The sequence below is a fragment of the Calditrichia bacterium genome, from assembly GCA_020634975.1.
Lineage (GTDB): Bacteria > Calditrichota > Calditrichia > RBG-13-44-9 > J075 > JACKAQ01.
The window spans coordinates 178,712-198,181 of record JACKAQ010000001.1 but is presented as its reverse complement, the minus strand read 5'-3'; the positions used below and the strand labels follow the sequence as shown (position 1 = coordinate 198,181).

12 protein-coding genes are annotated in these 19,470 nt (G+C 46.6%); 11 read left to right on the top strand and 1 reads right to left on the bottom strand.

Annotated elements, in window-relative coordinates; all coding sequences use genetic code 11:
- Positions 1-31: 31 nt before the first annotated feature.
- From H6629_00795 to H6629_00745, 11 genes are all read left to right on the top strand, one after another.
- Positions 32-1,804: a DUF885 domain-containing protein gene (locus tag H6629_00795; protein MCB9066333.1), complete on the top strand. Its 1,773-nt coding sequence runs from the start codon at positions 32-34 to the stop codon at positions 1,802-1,804.
- Positions 1,805-2,209: 405 nt separating this feature from the next.
- Positions 2,210-3,520: a porin gene (locus tag H6629_00790; GenBank protein ID MCB9066332.1), complete on the top strand. Its 1,311-nt coding sequence runs from the start codon at positions 2,210-2,212 to the stop codon at positions 3,518-3,520.
- 283 nt (positions 3,521-3,803) lie between these two features.
- The gene (locus H6629_00785) at positions 3,804-6,248 is read left to right on the top strand and encodes a PAS domain S-box protein (protein ID MCB9066331.1); all 2,445 of its coding nucleotides are present in this window, start codon (positions 3,804-3,806) and stop codon (positions 6,246-6,248) included.
- Positions 6,214-6,660 (top strand): response regulator, encoded by a 447-nt coding sequence (locus H6629_00780; GenBank protein MCB9066330.1) that lies wholly within the window; start codon positions 6,214-6,216, stop codon positions 6,658-6,660. Before H6629_00785 ends, H6629_00780 begins: the two co-directional genes overlap by 35 nt.
- Positions 6,661-6,663: 3 nt before the next feature.
- Positions 6,664-7,788, top strand: coding sequence for a response regulator (locus tag H6629_00775; protein MCB9066329.1), 1,125 nt, complete (start codon positions 6,664-6,666; stop codon positions 7,786-7,788).
- A 151-nt stretch (positions 7,789-7,939) separates the two neighbouring features.
- On the top strand, positions 7,940-8,881 hold the full coding sequence (gene rfaD, locus H6629_00770) for an ADP-glyceromanno-heptose 6-epimerase (protein MCB9066328.1): 942 nt from the start codon (positions 7,940-7,942) through the stop codon (positions 8,879-8,881).
- Positions 8,882-8,989: 108 nt separating this feature from the next.
- Positions 8,990-11,053, top strand: a complete 2,064-nt coding sequence (rpsA, locus tag H6629_00765; GenBank protein MCB9066327.1) for a 30S ribosomal protein S1 — start codon at positions 8,990-8,992, stop codon at positions 11,051-11,053.
- 205 nt (positions 11,054-11,258) lie between these two features.
- Positions 11,259-12,560, top strand: a complete 1,302-nt coding sequence (locus H6629_00760; protein ID MCB9066326.1) for an acetyl-CoA C-acyltransferase — start codon at positions 11,259-11,261, stop codon at positions 12,558-12,560.
- Between the two features lie 27 nt (positions 12,561-12,587).
- Positions 12,588-14,732, top strand: coding sequence for a fatty acid oxidation complex subunit alpha FadJ (gene fadJ / locus H6629_00755; protein ID MCB9066325.1), 2,145 nt, complete (start codon positions 12,588-12,590; stop codon positions 14,730-14,732).
- Positions 14,733-14,963: 231 nt separating this feature from the next.
- Positions 14,964-17,054, top strand: a complete 2,091-nt coding sequence (locus H6629_00750) for an acyl-CoA dehydrogenase family protein (protein MCB9066324.1) — start codon at positions 14,964-14,966, stop codon at positions 17,052-17,054.
- Positions 17,055-17,141: 87 nt separating this feature from the next.
- A complete protein-coding gene (locus tag H6629_00745) occupies positions 17,142-17,480 on the top strand; it encodes a nucleotide pyrophosphohydrolase (GenBank protein MCB9066323.1) in 339 nt (112 codons plus the stop codon).
- Between the two features lie 16 nt (positions 17,481-17,496).
- On the opposite strand, the gene H6629_00740 is transcribed toward H6629_00745, so the two are convergent.
- Positions 17,497-19,401, bottom strand: a complete 1,905-nt coding sequence (locus H6629_00740) for an acyl-CoA dehydrogenase family protein (protein MCB9066322.1) — start codon at positions 19,399-19,401, stop codon at positions 17,497-17,499.
- Between the last annotated feature and the right edge of the window lie 69 nt (positions 19,402-19,470).

Genomic DNA, 19,470 nt, shown 5'->3' with positions numbered 1-19,470 from the left:
AAAATTAACCAAAACTGAGGAATTCTACCCGATGACTTATTTTCGCTGGATATTTTTGGCCATCTGTTTTGCGGTTGTGGCGGCGGTTGCGCAAACAACCGATGCCGTAAAAAATGAGCTGTATTCAATTTTTGACGATGAATGGCAGTTCCGGCTGCAGGAAAATCCCGATTTAGCGGTGAGCATGGGGAAAGCAGAATTCGCCGGAAAATTACCGGCCGTCAGCGCTGCGGACGAGCTGCGCCGGGCTGAGTTCGATCGCGGATTGCTCCAGCGGCTGGCCGCGGTCGATCGCGAAAAACTGTCGGAAACGGATCGCGTCAATTACGATGTGTTCAAATTTATTCTGGAAAATCGCGTTGCGGAAGTTGAGCACGAATCATATCTCACGCCGATCAGCAGCGAAGGTGGATTTTACACCTCATTTTTGTTTATGATTGGCGATTTGCCATTTGAAAATGCGAAAGATTACCAAAATTACCTCAGCATGCTGGCAGCGTTTACGGATTACACAAATCAGCACATCGAGCTGATGCGGGAAGGGTTGCGCAAAGGCAAAACGCTCCCCAAAATGCTGATGTCGCCTGATTTTTTCACAGCCATCGATGCACAAATTGTTGCGAAACCCGGCGAAAGCCCACTGTTCGATCCGTTTGAAAAAATGCCGGAAACCATCGCTGCTGATCAGCGCAAACAATTGGTGGAATTAGGCAAAGCTGCTATCGCAAAGCATATTATTCCATCATTTAAAAAAATAAAACAATTTTTGGAAACAGAATATATTCCCGGTGCGAAAGCCGAACCGGGCGTATCGGCGGAGCCGGGCGGAAAGGACTTTTATGCGTATCGCGTCCGATTTTTTACGACCACTAACATGACGCCGGACGAAGTGTTTCAAATCGGGCAAAAAGAAGTTGCGCGAATTCGTGCGGAGATGGAAAAAATTATCGCAGATCTCAAATTTGAGGGCAGTTTTGCGGAATTCCTCAATTTTCTGCGCACCGATCCCCAATTTTACGCCAAAACCCCCCGCGAGCTGATGATGGAAGCGTCCTATTTTGCCAAAAAAGCGGACGGAAAATTGCCCGAATTTTTTGGCGTTTTACCCCGGAATTCATACGGCGTTGAGCCGGTTCCGGCAGATATCGCGCCAAAATATACCGGCGGCAGATATGTCGGTGGTTCGCTGGAAAACGGTCGCGCCGGGCTGTATTGGGTGAACACTTTCAAATTGGAAAGCCGTCCGTTGTATGTGCTGCCGGCGCTCACGCTGCACGAAAGTGTGCCGGGACATCATCTGCAAATTTCGCTGGCGCAGGAAATGGAAAATGTGCCTAATTTTAGAAAAAGCAATTACTTATCCGCATACGGTGAAGGGTGGGCGTTATACACCGAATACCTCGGCGAAGAAATGGGCATTTACGAAACACCCTATCAACTGTTCGGAAAATTGACATACGAAATGTGGCGTGCCTGCCGTTTGGTGGTGGATGTCGGCATTCACGCCAAAGGCTGGTCGCGCGATGCCGCGGTGGAATTTATGGCATCGAACACCGCGCTTTCGCTGCATGAAGTGAACACGGAAATTGATCGCTATATCGGTTGGCCGGCACAGGCGCTGTCGTATAAAATCGGCGAATTGAAAATACGCGAACTGCGCAAAACCGCCGAAGCAGCGTTGGGCGAACAGTTCGATTTGCGCAAATTTCACGATGTGATTTTATCGCAGGGTGCGGTGCCACTGTTTGTGCTGGAAGATATGGTGAAGCGGTATATCGCCCTTGAGAAAATGACCGGTGAATAACGGTTATTGCCAATGAAAAAAAATCTTCGATGTAATCACTGTTAAAGGGCGAATGTTTCGCCCTTTTTTTGTTTATCTCACCTGAAAAATCATGCCACGGTTTGGATGTGTATTTGTGTATGATTTTATACTTTAATTTCAATAAAAATATAGTTTTGCGAAAAATTAACGCTGCTATGTGTGGCACCTGTTGGCGACCTGTTTTTGTGCGCAGTTGTGGCGAAAATGCTTATTTTAAAGCATTTTGATATATATCTAGGTAGATGTTTATTTTTGGCAGCAACTTTGCAGTTTGTGAAAATGATAATTTTGCAAATCCCGCCATTCCTTCAGAAAGGCAGGGCAAAAGTATTAACAAACGGATGGATTATTTTAAAATATTATTAAACAAAAAGGGGTTATGTAATGTCTCGGTTACAATCAGGAACCTTGAAAACTTTTTTTGCTGTGATGCTTTTGGTGTTGATGGGCAGCAGCAGTTTTGCAACCAACGGCTATTTTCGTCATGGTTATGGTATTCAATATCGTGGTTTGGCGGGCGCAGGGGCCGCGTTGTATCTCAGCCCGCTGGGAATTGCGGTTAACCCGGCAAGTGCTGTTTTTCTGAAAGGTCAATTTGATCTCGGTGTATCGCTGTTTAATCCGAACAGGCAATATACGATTTCCGGCGCACCGTCCGGTTATCCGGGTACTTTTCCGCTGACGCCCGGCGTCATCGAAAGCGAATCCAACTTATTTTTGATTCCAAATATTGGAGTTTCCATTCCGTTTGGCAAAAATAATGCGCTGGCTTTCGCCCTTTACGGAAACGGCGGAATGAATACAGATTATGCTACCAAAACGTTTGATAATCCGCAATTGTCTTTCGATGCGATTACTGGTGTGGATTTGTCCCAAATGTTTATAATGGCAACGGTTTCGCGGGAAATTGTGCCGAATCAGGCTATCGGTGTATCGGCGATTTTCGGATATCAGCGGTTTCAGGCGGAAGGGCTGTATGCGTTTTCCGGCATGTCCGCCGATCCGACAAATTTGACCAACAATGGCTACGATAATGCCACCGGTTTTGGTATTCGGGTGGGCTATCTGGGACAAATTACCCAAAAATTATCGATGGGATTAAGCTATCAAAGTAAAATGAACATGAGCAAATTTGATAAATATTGTGGTTTGTTCGCCGGCGAAGGCGATTTTGATATCCCCTCCAATTGGACCGCTGGATTGGCGTTTCGCCCGACCGAAAAACTGACGCTGGCATTTGATGTTCAGGAAATTTATTACAGCGATGTGAATGCCGTGAGCAATCCGATGGTTCTGCCGATGTTGGCAAACGGCTCTATGAATCCCGAATTTGAGGCGCTCGGCGGTGAAAATGCCAGCGGTTTTGGCTGGGAAGATATTATGGTTTTCAAATTTGGTGCACAAATGGCAATCACAGATTTCACAACCCTTCGTGCCGGTTATTCATATTCCGGGCAACCGGTTCCGGAAACGGAAGCGATGTTCAATATTTTGGCTCCCGGCGTAGTTCAACATCACGCCACAATGGGAATTTCCCACAAACTGACAAAATCGTTTACGCTAAATGCGGCATTGATGCGCGCGTTTTCAAACAGCGTATCTGGTGTAAATCCCATGGAAGCACCTGAACAACAACAGATAGAATTACAGATGAACCAATGGGAAGGTGATTTGGGCATCTCGCTGAATTTTTAAATTTGATGATCCATTTAAACGTTACGGCTGTTTCCGGTGCTTCGGGAACAGCCGTTTTTTTTTGCTTTATTAACTGTAAGTTAATTTATTGCTTTGTTTGGCAGAGTCTGTCGTTGAAATTGTTTAGCCCTTCCGTTTTTAATTGACAACGTTGTCGTAAAAGTATTACCTTAAAATCTTACTACTTCTATCAAGTTTGACCGACTTGGGCTGCAAAAATCATTTGCTGTTTTGCCATCATATATGAAATAAAAAAAGACTGATTCAAACACTTGGGTGTGTAATGATAGAATTTTTCCAGAAACTTTTTGTTGCGGATTTTATGCCGCATGGGCATTGCCTGTTTTGGCAACCGGGGGTGTTGTGGCTACACATTATTTCGGACGGGCTCACTACACTTGCGTATTATAGCATTCCCATTGCGATGTTCGTTTTTGTCCGGAAACGTGAAGAATTCCACTATCAATGGGTTTTTTATATGTTTGCGCTGTTCATTTTGGCTTGCGGCACAACGCACTTGCTGAACATCTGGACACTTTGGGAGCCGATTTACCGGTTTGAGGGCGTTGTGAAATTGTTTACTGCCGGATTGTCCGTCGCTACAGCGGTGATGCTATGGCCGCTAATTCCGCGAGCGCTCCGTATGCCCAAACAATCTGAACTCGAATCTGAAATCCTTGCACGGAAAACATATGAAAAACAATTGATTGCGGCGCACGATGAACTGGAACAACTGGTTCGCAAACGAACGGAAGCATTGGAAACAGCTAACGCACAGCTCAAAAAAGAAATCGAAGAGCGGATGCAAGTTGAAGAAGAACTTTTGCTAAAAAGGCAGCAGTTGGAGCTGACGCTTTGGGCATCGGATTTGGGAATGTGGGACTGGGATGTCATCAATAATAAACGGGTGGTGAATCAATGGGTGAAGCAGTTGGGTTACAATTCGACTGAATTTCCCCAAAAAGAAGATTGGGAATCTGTGGTTCACCCGGACGATTTACCCGTTAAAATGAAACAACTGGATCGATACCTGAAAGGGGAAATTCCGTTTTATGAAGCAGAATTCCGGCAACGTGCCCAAGATGGCGAATACCGGTGGATACTCTCTCGCGGAAAAATTACCGAATGGGACGAAAACCAGCGTCCCGCACGGTTGACAGGCACATATTTGAACATCACCGAACGCAAACAGGCCGAAAAAGAACTGCGCGAAAGCCAATCGCAATTAGCCGGGATTTTCGCTTCGGCGATGGATGCGATTATCACGGTCGACCAAACCCAGCAAATAATGTATTTCAATGCATCTGCCGAAAAAATGTTCGAATGTCCGGAAGCTGATGCCATCGGCCAACCGCTGAACCGGTTTATACCGGAACTATTTCGTGATTTGCACAGTCGGCACATTCAGCAATTTGGGGATACCGGTTTTACTAATCGCAAAATGAGTACACCGATACAGCTTTCCGGGCTTCGTGCAGGCGGGCAGGAATTTCCTATCGAAGCATCTATTTCTCAGGTGAAAGCTGGGAATCAGTTTTTGTATACCGTTATATTGCGCGATATAACCGAAAAATTGCAAAAGGAGCAAGAGCTGCGTTTTCTCGCTACCGTTTTGGAAAATGTATCGGAAGCGGTGATTTCCACCGACATGGAATTTGTTATCAACTGGTGGAATTACGCCGCCGAAAAAATGTATGGTTTCAAATCGGAAGAAGTAATCGGGAAAAGTATGAACAGTATTATTCACACCCGCTACGAGGATACCGATGAAGAAACCGTGCGGCAGCAATTCCTGGACAACGGTATGTGGCGCGGAGAAGTGATTCAGGATCACAAAAACGGAAAAACAATGAACGTGTTCGCGTCCGTTTCCAAAGTGTATAACGCTGGTATGCAACCCATTGGCGTTGTTGCACTTAACCGTGATATTACTGAGCAAAAACAACAAAAAGCCAAGTTGGCAAAATATGCGCATGATTTACAAAGGAGCAATACAGAGCTGGAAAATTTTGCGTATATTGTATCACACGACCTTAAAGAGCCGTTGCGGGGGCTTCAGAATTATGCCGGATTTATCATCGAAGATTACAACGATGTTCTGGACGATCCCGGTAAAGAAAAATTAAAAACACTGCAAATGCTTACGCTAAGAATGGATCAACAATTGGAATCGCTGTTGCAATACTCCCGAGTAGGACGGGTGGATTTGGCGTTTGCGAAAACAGATTTGGGACTGATTGTACAGCGAGTATTGGAGCGGCTTAAATTTACAATTGAAGAAAGCGGCACAAACGTGCTGATACCGCGAAAAATGCCAATCGTTTATTGCGACAACGCCCGCATTGCGGAAGTTTTCCAAAACCTGATCCTCAATGCCATCAAATACAATGATAAACCTAACCCGACTGTGGAAATCGGTTACATTCAGCCGGATGAATCGGGCACCATTGAACCGGATGCCGAAATGGTTAGCATTTATATCAAGGATAACGGCATCGGAATTAAAGAGAAGCACTATGACACTATCTTTAGAATATTCAAACGGTTACACGCGCGAGATAAATTTGGTGGCGGTACTGGAGCAGGTTTAACAATCGTTCAAAAAATTATTGAACGCCATGGCGGAAAAATATGGTTAAATTCTGAAATTAATGAAGGGACGACATTTTATTTTACATTGTCAGAAAATAAAAATGAAGCGAAAAACACCCCCGATATTAATCGTTGATGATAGCCCGGAAGATTACGAAGCCATTTACCGGGCGATGCGAAAATTTGGTGCCGAAAATCCCATTTACCATTGCATCGATGGCGATCAGGCTTTGGATTTTTTGTATAAACGCGGTCAGTATGCCACAACCATGCTTTCGGAACAGCCCGGCATTATTCTCCTGGATTTAAATTTGCCCGGCACCGATGGCTACGAAGTGTTGTCTAACATCAAAAAAAATAATAATTTAAAACAAATCCCTTTGATCGTTTTTACAACATCAAACGATCCGGCGGATGTTGACAGATGCTATAAAGCAGGTGCCAACAGTTATGTGCAAAAACCTGTTCACTTAAATGGATTTTTGAACGCAATTAAGGTAATTAAAGAATATTGGCTATTAACCACTATTTTACCTGAAAGAGTCTGAACAATGAAACCGGACCCAGGTTCAAGATTAAAAATCCTGATTGTCGAAGACAACCCGATTGACAGAGAGTACTACCGTCGATTGCTGTTACCCTCGTTTGAACCCCGATGCGATTTTTTTGAGGAAGAAAGCGGGGAAGCGGCTGTCAACAAATTCCGTTCGATCCAGCCGGACTGCGTGCTGCTGGATTACGAGCTACCGGATATGGACGGATTGGAATTTTTGGAGAGCATCCCAAACGATGCCATGGAAAGCGTTGCAATCATCATGATTACCGGACAGGGCAATGAGAATATCGCTGTCAGCGCTTTGAAAACAGGTGTTCAGGATTATCTCATCAAAAATAATCTCTCACAGGAATCGCTGACTCGCGCCGTAGAAAATGCCCTGGACAAAATTCACCTTCGCAAACAGCTTGCCAGAAAAACAGAAGAACTGCAGGAAAGCAACCAGGCATTGGAGCGATTTGCCTATATCGTTGCGCACGACCTGCAATCGCCTTTGCGAACCATAAAAGGCTTTATCGAAATTCTGGATTCCAGCTTAAAAGACCGGTTGAGCGAAGAAGAAAAGGAATATTTCGACTTTATCCACGATGGCAGCCTGCGCATGAGCCGGTTGATCGACCATTTGTTGACGCTTTCCCGTGCCGGAAATAAACCGTTCGAAAATGAATGGCTGCCGATGAATATGCTCATCGACGAGGTTTTGATGGATCTGGATTCTGTAATTCAGAAATCGAACGCCTCAATTGAAGTTGAGCAGCTACCCGAAATTTTCGGCGACCGCGAACAAATTTACCGGTTGTGGCTGAACCTGATAAGTAACGCGTTAAAATTTTCCGGCGATAAACCGCCGGTTATCCAGATTGGCGCAAAAGAAGAAGTGTGTATATGGCGTTTTCATATCCGCGACAATGGGATTGGTGTCGATCCGTCAAAATTAAACAAAATTTTCCAACCGTTTGAACGACTGAATCCCCAAAAACTATACGAGGGAAGCGGTCTGGGGCTGTCTATCTGCCAAAAAATTGTGGAGCGCCACAATGGTAAAATCTGGGGAGATTCGGCACCCGGCAAAGGCACCGTTTTTTACATTACCCACCCAATTACAGAAAAAGAATCATAGTTTTTTTGATAATCGTGATCCATTCGGTTGTCAAAAAATCACAATCCGGTGGTTTTCGAATTTGATAAATAATTGGCTTTTCCGTATTTAAAAGCCTAATTTCCGGTTCATATTCTTTTACAACGGATTTGATGATTTAAGGAGAATCACGATGATTATCGTAACCGGCGGCGCTGGTTTTATCGGGAGCAATTTGGTGCGCGCATTAAACAATCGCGGCATCAACGATATTCTGATTGTCGACAGCCTGAAAAATAGCGCTAAACACATGAATTTAAATCGCTTAAACTTCCTCGATTTTATAGATTACGATGAATTTTTAGATGAACTGGATTATCTCGATCCGGATGAAATTGATGCCATCTTTCATGAAGGCGCCTGCACCAATACCATGGAATACGACGGCAAATTTATGATGCGCGTGAACTACGATTTCAGCAAGGAATTGCTCAATTTTTGTCTGGAAAATAGTGTCCGGCTGATTTACGCATCGTCCGCATCCGTTTACGGCAATGGCGATAACGGATTTAGCGAAGAACGGCGCTGCGAATATCCGATCAATATTTATGCCTACTCCAAATTTCTGTTCGACCAAACCGTACGGCGATTGCTGCCGGACGCACCGGAGCAAATTGTCGGGTTGCGCTATTTTAATGTTTACGGACCGCAGGAAAATCACAAATCAAAAATGGCATCGGTGATTTTTCAATTTCACAATCAGATAAAAGATTCCGGCGAGTTGCGCCTGTTCGAAGGCAGCGAAGATTTCCGCCGCGATTTTATTTTTGTGGATGATGTGGTGAATGTCAACCTGTTTTTTCTGGATCATCCGGACAAAAGCGGCATTTTCAACTGCGGCAGCGGGTCTGCCCAAAGCTTTCGGAAAATCGCCGATATCATGCAAAAACAATATGATAGATGCGCTATCAAACACATTCCTTTCCCGGAAACGTTACAGGGAAAATATCAGGCTTTCACCGAGGCGGATTTAACATTGTTGCGCAGTGCCGGTTATGATAAACCGTTTACCAGCCTGGAAGAAGGCGTGAGCAAATATGTTGCGTTGCTTAAGTCGCAAAATGGCATTTATTAGCTTTTATTTTTGAAAAATCATTTTGAGAATTATCTGATGGGCTCTAAATTTAGGGCTGTTTAATCCCCAAAACGGGGCATCTTATCTTATAAAGGAGGATTTTTTTTAATGACTGAAGAAGTTAAACCCCAAACGCCGGCAAACTCCGGAAAAAAGGCAGATGACGGATTACCGTTTCAGCCTGGTCAAGTTGTCAAATTGGAAGATCTTGACAAAATTATGTCCGAAGCAGAGCATGATCGAAAAGAACTGCAGGACATGTATGATGAAAGTTTCTCCCAATTCAAACAGGAAGAAATTGTAAAAGGGAAAATTTTGGACATCGGGTCCAATTTTGTTGTGGTTGACATCGGATTCAAAAGCGAAGGCATGTTGCCGCTGGAAGAATTTATCGACATCCACAAATTCAAAGTTGGCGACGAAGTTGAATTATTCCTCGAATCTCAGGAAGACAAAGACGGAAACGTGCAGGTTTCTCGCCGCAAAGTGTACTTCTTGCGCACATGGGATCGCCTCATGAAAGCACAAGAATCCGGCGAAATTCTGCAAGGGCGTATTGTTCGCCGCATCAAAGGTGGTTTTGTGGTGGATCTGGACGGTGTGGATGCATTCCTCCCCGGCTCGCAGGTTGACGTAAAACCGATTCGCGATTTTGATGCATTCGTTGGCGGAGCACTGGACATGAAAATTGTGAAAGTGAACGAACAACGTAAAAACATCGTCGTTTCCCGTCGTGTGATTATCGAAAAAGAACTGGAAAGCAAACGCGAAGAAATCCTTTCCACATTGGAAAAAGGCCAGGTTCGTCGTGGTGTGGTCAAAAATATCACCGATTTTGGTGTGTTTATCGACCTCGGCGGCGTGGATGGTCTGTTGCACATCACCGACCTTTCGTGGGGACGTGTCAATCATCCCAGCGAACTGGTCGATCTGGATCAGGAAATCGATGTGATGATTCTCGATTTCGACGAGAAAAAATCCCGTATTTCACTCGGTCTGAAACAGTTGAAACCGCATCCGTGGGAAAATATTGCCGAACGTTTCCCGATCGGTTCCAAAGTGACTGGCAAAGTAGTGAGCCTGACGGATTACGGCGCATTTATAGAGCTGGAACACGGCATCGAAGGGCTGATTCACGTATCCGAAATGAGCTGGTCGCATCACATCAAAAATCCGTCCCAAATTCTCAAAGTTGGCGACGATGTTGAAGCGGTGTTGCTGAGCATCGAACCGGAAGAACGCAAAATTTCGCTCGGTTTGAAGCAATTGTCTCCGGATCCGTGGGAAGATATCGAAACAAAATTCCCGGTGGACAGCAAACACCGTGGCGTTGTGCGCAACCTGACCCCGTTCGGTGCATTTGTTGAACTGGAAGAAGGTGTTGACGGTTTGGTTCACATTTCCGATCTGTCATGGACTCGCAAAGTACGCCATCCCAGCGAAGTTATCCGCAAAGGTGAAGAAATTGATGTGGTCGTGCTGGACATCAACAAAGATGAACGCCGCATCGCATTAGGTCACAAACAAGTGGATGCCAATCCGTGGGATGCTTTTGAAGATGCCTACGAAGTTGGCACCGAAGTGCTGGACGGCAAGATTGTCCGGTTGATCGATAAAGGTGTAATTGTCGGGTTACCTTTGGGGGTTGATGCATTTGTTCCCCTGCGAGAGTTGGGCATTCCCGGCATGAAGCGCGCTTCCGATCACTTCAAAGTGGGTGACGAAGTGCCGCTGAAAGTCATCGAATTCGATAAAGACAACAAACGTATTGTATTGTCTGCAACCGAATATCTGAAAGATAAAGAACGCGAAGTGGTAGATTCTTACATGGCAGAACACGCAAGTTCGGCACCGACATTGAAAGAAATGGTTGATGAAGTGCCGGAAATGGAAGAATCGCCGGAAGAAGGCAAAGGCCGTAAAGCCCCTGCCAAAAAGAAAGCGAAAGACGAAGAAGCAGAAGCTGCTGAAGGCAATGAAACTGAAACCGCAGAAGCTGAAGAAACAGAAAAAGCGGAAGAAGTTGAAACAGCAGATGAAACACCGGAAGCAGAAGAAGCCGAAGCAGACGCCCCGGCTGAAACTGAAACCGCAGAAGAACCTGCAACTGAAGCGCCTGAAGCAGAAAAAACTGATGAAGAATCAGACAAAAAATCTGCGAAAAAGGAATAAGCTTTCGAAGATTCTTAACTTCGATGATTGTTTTGGAGCCGCCTCAATTTTGGGGCGGCTCTTTCTTTTTTGGCGATAAAATCTCCCCATTTAAAAAATTACCACTCTTGCGAATCATTTCCTTTATTCGTAATCTATTTGAGTTGATCGCTAATTCGTTATCAATTTTGCGAATAAGCGCACTCATATTTTCGGAGAAAAAAACATGGCTAATTCAAACGGTACCTTACGAAAAGCGGTTTATATTGATGGCGGACGAACGCCGTTTCTCAAATCATCCACTGGTTTTAAGCAATTGAATTCATACGACTTAGCGCGTATGGCAATTCAGTCGTTGCTCACCAAAACGCAGATCGATCCGGACAAAGTGGATTGGGTAATTATGGGTCGGGTGATTGGAGATATCAGCAACAGCAACGTTGCGCGGGATGCCGCGCTGGCAGCTGGAATTCCCAATCACACACCGGCGGCAACGGTCACTTTGGCATGCGTTTCCGCAAATAAAGCGATCACCAACGCGGTGGATCTCATCCAGACCGGACAGGCGGATATTGTCATCGCCGGCGGGACGGAAAGCCTCACTGACATCCCGATTCGATACCGCAAAAAATTCCGCATGAAACTGGTTGAATCGCAGCGCTACAAAAAACCGCTGGACTGGCTGAACTTTTTTAAAGGGCTGAAATTCAGCGATGTGCTGCCGGAAATCCCGGCAATTGCCGAATTTACAACGGGCAGAAGCATGGGACAGGATTGCGACCGGATGGCTGCGCGGATCGGCGTAACCCGCGAGGAGCAGGACAGATACGCAATGCGATCGCACCTAAACGCTGCCAAAGCAACAGAAAACGGAAATCTGGCAGATGAAATTTTCCCGGCTGCGGTACCGCCGAAATTTTCCGTGATCGACAAAGACAACGGTTTCCGCGACGACACCACAATGGCCAGCCTCGGTAAATTGCGCCCCGCTTTTGTGAAACCGTACGGTACGCTCACTGCCGGCAACTCATCGTTTTTGACAGACGGCGCGAGCGCCGTGCTGATCATGAGCGAAGATGCTGCAAAAGCGCACGGTTTTCAGCCAAAAGCAGTGTTCAAAAGTTACGCGTACACCGCCCAAAATCCGGATGACGAGCTGTTGCTCGGTCCCGCATACGCCACCCCTAAAGTATTGGATAAACTGGGTTTATCGCTAAGCGATATCGACGTTTTCGAATTTCACGAAGCGTTTGCGGCGCAAATGGTTGCCAATCTCAAATGCCTCAATTCAGATAAATTTGCGCAGGAAAAACTCGGTCGCAGCAGCAAGGTTGGCGAAGTGCCGGAGGACAAACTGAACAACTGGGGCGGCTCGCTGTCCATCGGGCATCCGTTTGGCGCAACCGGCGGACGGCTGGTGGCAACGGCGGTAAACCGGCTCATCAAAGAGGACGGACAACTGGCGCTGATCGCATCCTGTGCGGCGGGTGCGGTGGGAAATGCCATTATTCTGGAACGCTATGCTTAATCAAATACGATCAACTTCGAGGTAAATATGTCTTACATTCGCGTGGAAAAAGACAATGGCGTGGCGGTCGTTTGGCTGGATCAGGAAGGCGAAAAAGTCAATAAATTAGGCGGCTACCTCGTCGAAGCATTCAACAACCTTTTGGAAAATCTGCAAAATGATGCAGACGTAACATCCGCTGTGCTCATCAGCGGCAAGCCGGATACATTCATCGCCGGTGCGGATCTCGATTTTGTATTTGCGCTGGAAGAACCCGGCAGCATCGAAAAACTGAGTCGGCAGGGACAGGCGATTATGGATCGCATCGCCAGTTTCCCCAAACCGATTGTTGCGGCGATTCACGGCGCGGCGCTTGGCGGCGGGCTGGAAGTGGCGCTGGCTTGCCATTACCGCATCGCCAGCGATTCGCCGAAAACGATTTTGGGGCTTTCGGAAGTGAAATTGGGATTGCTGCCTGCCGGCGGCGGAACACAGCGATTGCCCCGGCTGATCGACCTGCAGCGGGCGTTGGATATGATGCTCACCGGCAAAAATATCTACCCGAAACAGGCAAAGCGCATGGGGTTGGTGGACGAAGTGATTCACCAGTACGGATTGTTGGACGCGGCAAAACAGGCTGCCCGCAAGCTGGTGAAACACCCGCTCAAAAAGCGCAAAAAAAAGGCACCACTGATCAATAAAATTCTGGAAAGCACGCCGGTAACCCGAAACATCGTGTTCAAACAGGCGCGAAAAATGGTGCAACGGCAAACGCAGGGCAATTACCCCTCGCCGTTTAAAATTATTGAAACAGTGCAAACCGGACTGGAAAAAAGCGAGATGCTCGGTTACACCGCCGAGGCAAAAGCGTTTGAGGAACTGGTGCGATCGCCAGAAGCAAAAGAATTGGTGCAGATTTTTTTTAACATGACCGACCTGAAAAAAAATCCCAAAAAAGAACTGGTGCGCAAGGTCGAAAAAATCGGTGTGCTGGGCGCGGGATTTATGGGTGCCGGTATTGCACAAGTTAGTGCGAACAAAAACTATCGCGTGCTGTTGAAAGATGTGAGCACCGACGCACTCGCCCGTGGCGAAAAAACCGTCTACGACGATTTGCAGGTGAAAGTGCGCCGCAAAATTATGTCCAATTTTGAACGTGACCAAATTATGAGCCGGATTGCCGGCATCACCGAATATGCGCCGTTTCGCGGTGCGAACCTGATAATCGAAGCAGTGTTCGAGGATCTCGGGCTGAAACAAAAAGTGCTGGCCGAAACCGAAGCTGTAACCCGCGATGATTGTATTTTTGCCAGCAACACGTCGTCGCTACCCATTGGCGAAATCGCCGCTAAAGCGAAACGCCCGGAGCTGGTTTTGGGGATGCACTATTTTTCGCCGGTACCAAAAATGCCGTTGCTGGAAATTATTGTGACGGATAAAACCGCCGATTGGGCAACCGCAACCGCGGTTGAAGTGGGCATCAAACAAGGCAAAACCGTAATTGTGGTGAAAGATGGCCCGGGATTTTATACCACCCGAATTCTCTCACCGATGCTCAATGAAGCACTGATGCTACTCAGCGAAGGCGGCGAAATTGTGCACATCGACCGGGTGATGAAGCAATTTGGTTTTCCGGTCGGTCCGGTTACGCTTATTGACGAAGTGGGCATCGATGTCGGTGCGCACGTTTCGGAGGTGCTCGGTCCGATGTTCCGCGATCGCGGTGCTGAACCGAGTGACGTGATGCAAAAAATGAGCGACGCCGGATTTAAAGGGCGCAAAAATAAAATGGGATTTTATCACTATCACCAAAATGTCAGCTTGATCCAGAAATGGCTCGGGAAAAAGAAAAAAGAAGTGAACACCACCGCGTATCGTTTTTTTGGCGGACAGCAGCGCAAAAAACACGATGCCACCGAAATCCAAAACCGGTTGGCGCTGGTGATGGTCAACGAAGCTGCACGCTGTTTGGAAGAGGGCATTCTGTTCAGCCCGCGCGATGGCGATGTCGGCGCGATTTTCGGGTTGGGATTTCCGCCGTTTTTGGGCGGCCCGTTTCGCTATCTCGATCGCATTTCGCCGCAACATGCGCTCAAAACGCTGGAATCGCTGGAAAATCAGCACGGCGCGCGCTTCACGCCTGCGCAAATTATCCGCGATTACGCGATGAATCAGAAAAAATTTTACAACTAACGAACACAATGAATATTTCGCGGGCAACGCAAAATAGAGTTGCCCGCATTTTTCCTGCCGTAGCACACCACAAAACGCATATCCAAATCCTTGCTTTACATCAAACCGATATTTGCAAAATCGCATAAGTTATCATTCTGAGGGCAAATAGCGGGAAAATATTCCACTTTTCTGCCCGATTTTGTGAAATATGCATGATTGTGGTTCACCAAAAATGGAGTGCATCAAGGAATGAAGTCGCCATATTTTTCGGATTCGATTGAGCAAAATCGAGAGCAGTTGCGTCAATTAATTGACGAGCAAATTTCTGCCGGCTACCCGCAAAATGAGCCCAAAATTTCCCGCGAATTATGGAAAAAACTCGGTGAAACCCGGTTTTTGGGATCGATGATGCCGGACGAAGAAGAATTACAGGATGAGTCCATTTTTCGGGTAATCGTTGCGATTGAGGAATTGACCCGTGCGGGATATGCCCACCTGACAACTGCTATCGCTGCGCATGCGCATGTGGCGCTCACCTACATCAACAAACACGGCAGTCGTTTTATCAAACGGAATTATCTGGAAAAAAGCGTTAGCGGTGAAAAAATTGGCGGACTCGCCATTCACGAGCCATCCGGAAAAATCGATCCGTCTGCAATGAATTTGTTTGCCGTGCAGGAACGCAATCATTATTTGTTGAACGGCGTCAAAAGTTTTGTGATCAACGGCGATGGCGATTTCTGGATTGTTGCTGCGCGAACCGATCCTGAAGCCGGTGCCAGCGGCATCAGCTTGTTTGTTGTCGATCGCGATCAACCCGGGTTAAGTATTCGGCTGCTGGAAACGCTCGGCTGGCAAAGCACAGCATTGGCTGAACTCACCTTTGAAAATGCCAAAGTACCCATGACCCAAATTATCGGGCAGGAAAACATGGGTTACTATTACATCAACGAATGCTTTTTGCTGGAACGTTTGCTGGCTGCCGCATCTGCTGTCGCGCTCAGCGAATACTGTTTGGATGGCGCAATAAAATACATCGCTCAGGCACCGGACCCGGCATTTTTGCCGCCAAATGTGCGGCACGATTTTCCCGAACTGGTAGCGCGGCTCGAATCTATCCGGCAGCTAACTTATTATTCTGCATGGCTTTACGATGAAGGTATGCAGTCCGTAAAACAATGCACGATGGCAAAATTACAAGCTACTGAATTTGCGTTCGATGTTGCCAATAAATGCATGCTCATTTACGGCTGCAACGGAACACTCACCGATTATGAGAGCAACCGTTATTTCCGTGACGCGCGAATGGCAACCCAACTGAACGGTTCATCCGAATCCATGCGGGAAATTTTAGCGCGATTGATTATCGACGGTGCCAGTTTTATTCGCGCAAAAGCGCTTCCGGGTAAAACTTCAGTTGTGGAAAATGCCAAATCTGAATCGCAACCGGTTGCGGCAGAGCCGGAAACCATACCTCAGAATGATACATTTGTTGATGAAGAAGAAAATTCTGAAGAAATACCGGATCTTTCATTTTATGAAAATGCCATCGAAGAAATAGATGAAGATTTGCTGGATGACGACATTGAAGACGATGAACTGGACCCGGAATCTGCAGAAGAAAGTCATTTTCTGGAAGCGTTGGAAAAAGCATACGACCGTGAAAAACAGATTTCGGGAATTACGGAAAATCCGGGTGAATCTGAAAACTCATCCAAAAATGATGACCCGAAATCCGATGAAACCACCGACACAGCCTTACCAGTTGACCCTCAGCCAGCGGTTGAAAATACTGCTTCTGTTGCGGAAAATAACCCGCATGAGATGGAAGAAGCGATTGCTGACGAAACAAAATCGGAGCCGGGGCACTCGGAAGGATATTTTTCAGAAGCGGCTGATATTATTGAAGATACTACCAAAACTGATGAAGTAGCAATTGAGCCGGAGTCGCGCAAATCATCCGGTGCACATGCTGTCGTTGCTAATGGAAAAGCAGCCAAACAGGAGCCTGCGCCGGATGTTCGGAGCATCATTTTCAGTTTGCCGGAACGATTCGAAGCGGAAAAAGCCGAAGGTTTTAAAGCGGTAATGCATTTCAAAATTTCCGGCAGCGAAGGTGGGGAATTTACGGTAAACATCACTCCCAAAAAATGTCAGGTGAAAGAAGGTTTTTCCGGAAAAGCCACCTGCGTTGTGGAAACATCCGACCGCACGTATGTCGATATGGAATCCGGTAAAACCAAAGCACAGGTCGCATTTATGATGGGCAAAGTGAAATTTTCCAACGTCCCGCAAATGATGCGCTTCATCAAATTATTCCGCCAATATACGCCTGTGTAAGTTTTGCGAATGATTTTTGCATCCATTGACTTTGGAGTAGATTTTCACCATAATTGTTGAAAAAGTGGGAAAATTGTGATGGAAAAAATGGAAAATCTCTCCATAAAAGAGTGTCAACAATTGGTGGATGAGTGGATTCAATCGGTTGGCGTGCGCTATTTTTCGGAATTGACCAACCTCGCCCAACTGGTCGAAGAAGTGGGGGAGGTGGCGCGAATTATCTCCCGGAAGTATGGCGACCAGAGTTTTAAAAAATCTGATGAAAACGTTTCGCTCTCCGATGAATTGGCGGATGTGCTGTTTGTGCTGATTTGCATCGCCAACCAAACCGGTGTCGATCTCACCGAAGCCTTTCACAAAAATCTCGCTAAAAAAACAAAACGCGATGGCAATCGCCACCGCGCTAATCCAAAATTGTCATCCTGATTGTTTCAAAAAATTGCTAATTCAGGAAAACGGAGGTCATAATTTCTGCAACAACCGGATCTTCTTCCTGAATATTTTTCTTCGACGTTTTATCGCGGCAGGTGACACCCGCGCTGCCTACTTCCAGCCATGTAAATTGTTTATCGAGTACCTGACGACCCAATTTGTAATTCACGCGATCGTTATCTTTCCATAATTCGTGAAATAGCAGATCGATGCGACGACGGGACTGGCGGCAAAAGATATCCGCGATGTTTGCGGCGTTGCGATTTCCCTGCAAAAATTCCTGATGGGCGCGATGGGTAACGGCGGTAATTGCAAATAATTCTGCCGCAATATCGACCAATCGACCCAAAAATGCCTGCCGTTTTTCCAGCCTGTTGCCGTATCGCAAAACGCCGTGAAATGTGTGACGGGCAAGCTTGCGCGATGTGCGCTCCACGAAACGGACATGCTTTGCCAGCCTGCCAAATGAGCGGTATTTCGGGAAAATGCTGACGGATAGTGCCAGCTTTGCATACCACTGCAAATAGTAAGTCAGAAATCCCGGGAGCGCAGCAAATTTGCTTTTTCTGCTGGTTTTGCGATCGAATAGCAAGCTGGTTTTCTGATAATGTTTGCCCAAAACCTCGCTGGCGATAGACACCCGCATCATCTCGCTGGAGCCGTGAACGATGGTGGAAATTCGCCAATCGCGCATCAGGCGTTCCACCGGCACCGGCTGCTCACCGCGATTTTTTTGCGATTCGGCTGTTTCGTAGCCGCGTCCGCTGCGAATTTGCAGTGTGTCATCGATGATGCCCCAAACAGCTTCTGTGTTGTATAATTTGGCGATGGCTGTTTCCATCCGGATATCCGGTTCGTTATCCGTCATTTTTGCTGCGAGATCCGCAACGGCGTCCATCGCAAATGTGTATCCGGCAATATTGGCAATTTTATGAGCAATTGATTCGTGATGCCCGAGATATCTTCCCCATTGTTTGCGTTCTGCTGCCCAGCTCCGGGCAATTTCCAAACAGGTTTTGGCGCTTCCCGCAGCGCAAGCCGGCAACGCCATCCGCCCGTAATTTTCGGTGATTTGCGCCAGCGCCGAACCCTTGCCCTTTTCCCACAAAAGATTTTCAGAGGGAATTTGCACATTTGTAAACCGGATCACACAATTATCCAACGCCCGCATGCCCATAAATTGATTGGAATGGGCAATTTCCACCCCGTCGCTGTTTGCATCTACAATAAACGCACTGCGTTCTCCCGCTGTATCATGTTTTGCGATGACCACAAAAAATGCAGAGGCATTGGCGTTCGGCGTCCACACTTTTTCGCCATTCAACATATATCCGTCGCCGTCCGGCAATTCCTGAACACTCGCAGAAATTTTTGAAGGATCGGCGCCGGCGTCGTTTTCTGATAATGCGAAAGCAGCCATCGCCCCTTTTGCTAATCTTGGAACATATTGTTTTTTCTGATCTTCCGTCCCAAAATTTTGCAGAACCAATGCAATGGTTTGGTGAGCGGAAATTAACGCAGTCAGGTTAACATCGCGACTGGCGATCAATTTCATGATCATATTGTATTCGATTTGAGAAAGCCCCAAGCCGCCAAACGCCGGATCAATCTGCATTCCGAACGCACCCAACGCCACTAAATTTTCATGAATTGCGGCGGGAATTTTACCGGTTCGGTCAATCTCGTCCGAATCGACCGATCGGAGCCAGTGTTTCATGGTTGTGTAAAAAACCCGGAACTCTTCGCGATTCCGGTTAGGTTGTGAGGAGAGAGATTGAATCAATTCCTGCCGGAAATTGCCCATAAACAGCGCACTCAGAAAACTTTGCTGATTGTTTTTCTGGTTTTGGTGGGTTTCAAACGCTTGTTGAGCGCTTTGTTTGCCGGAAATATCCGCATTATCGGTTGTATTCATTACGGCTCCTTTCTTCATTTTTTAAAAAATGATCGCCGCTATATGTTGTTATTGGTCATGAAATGATAA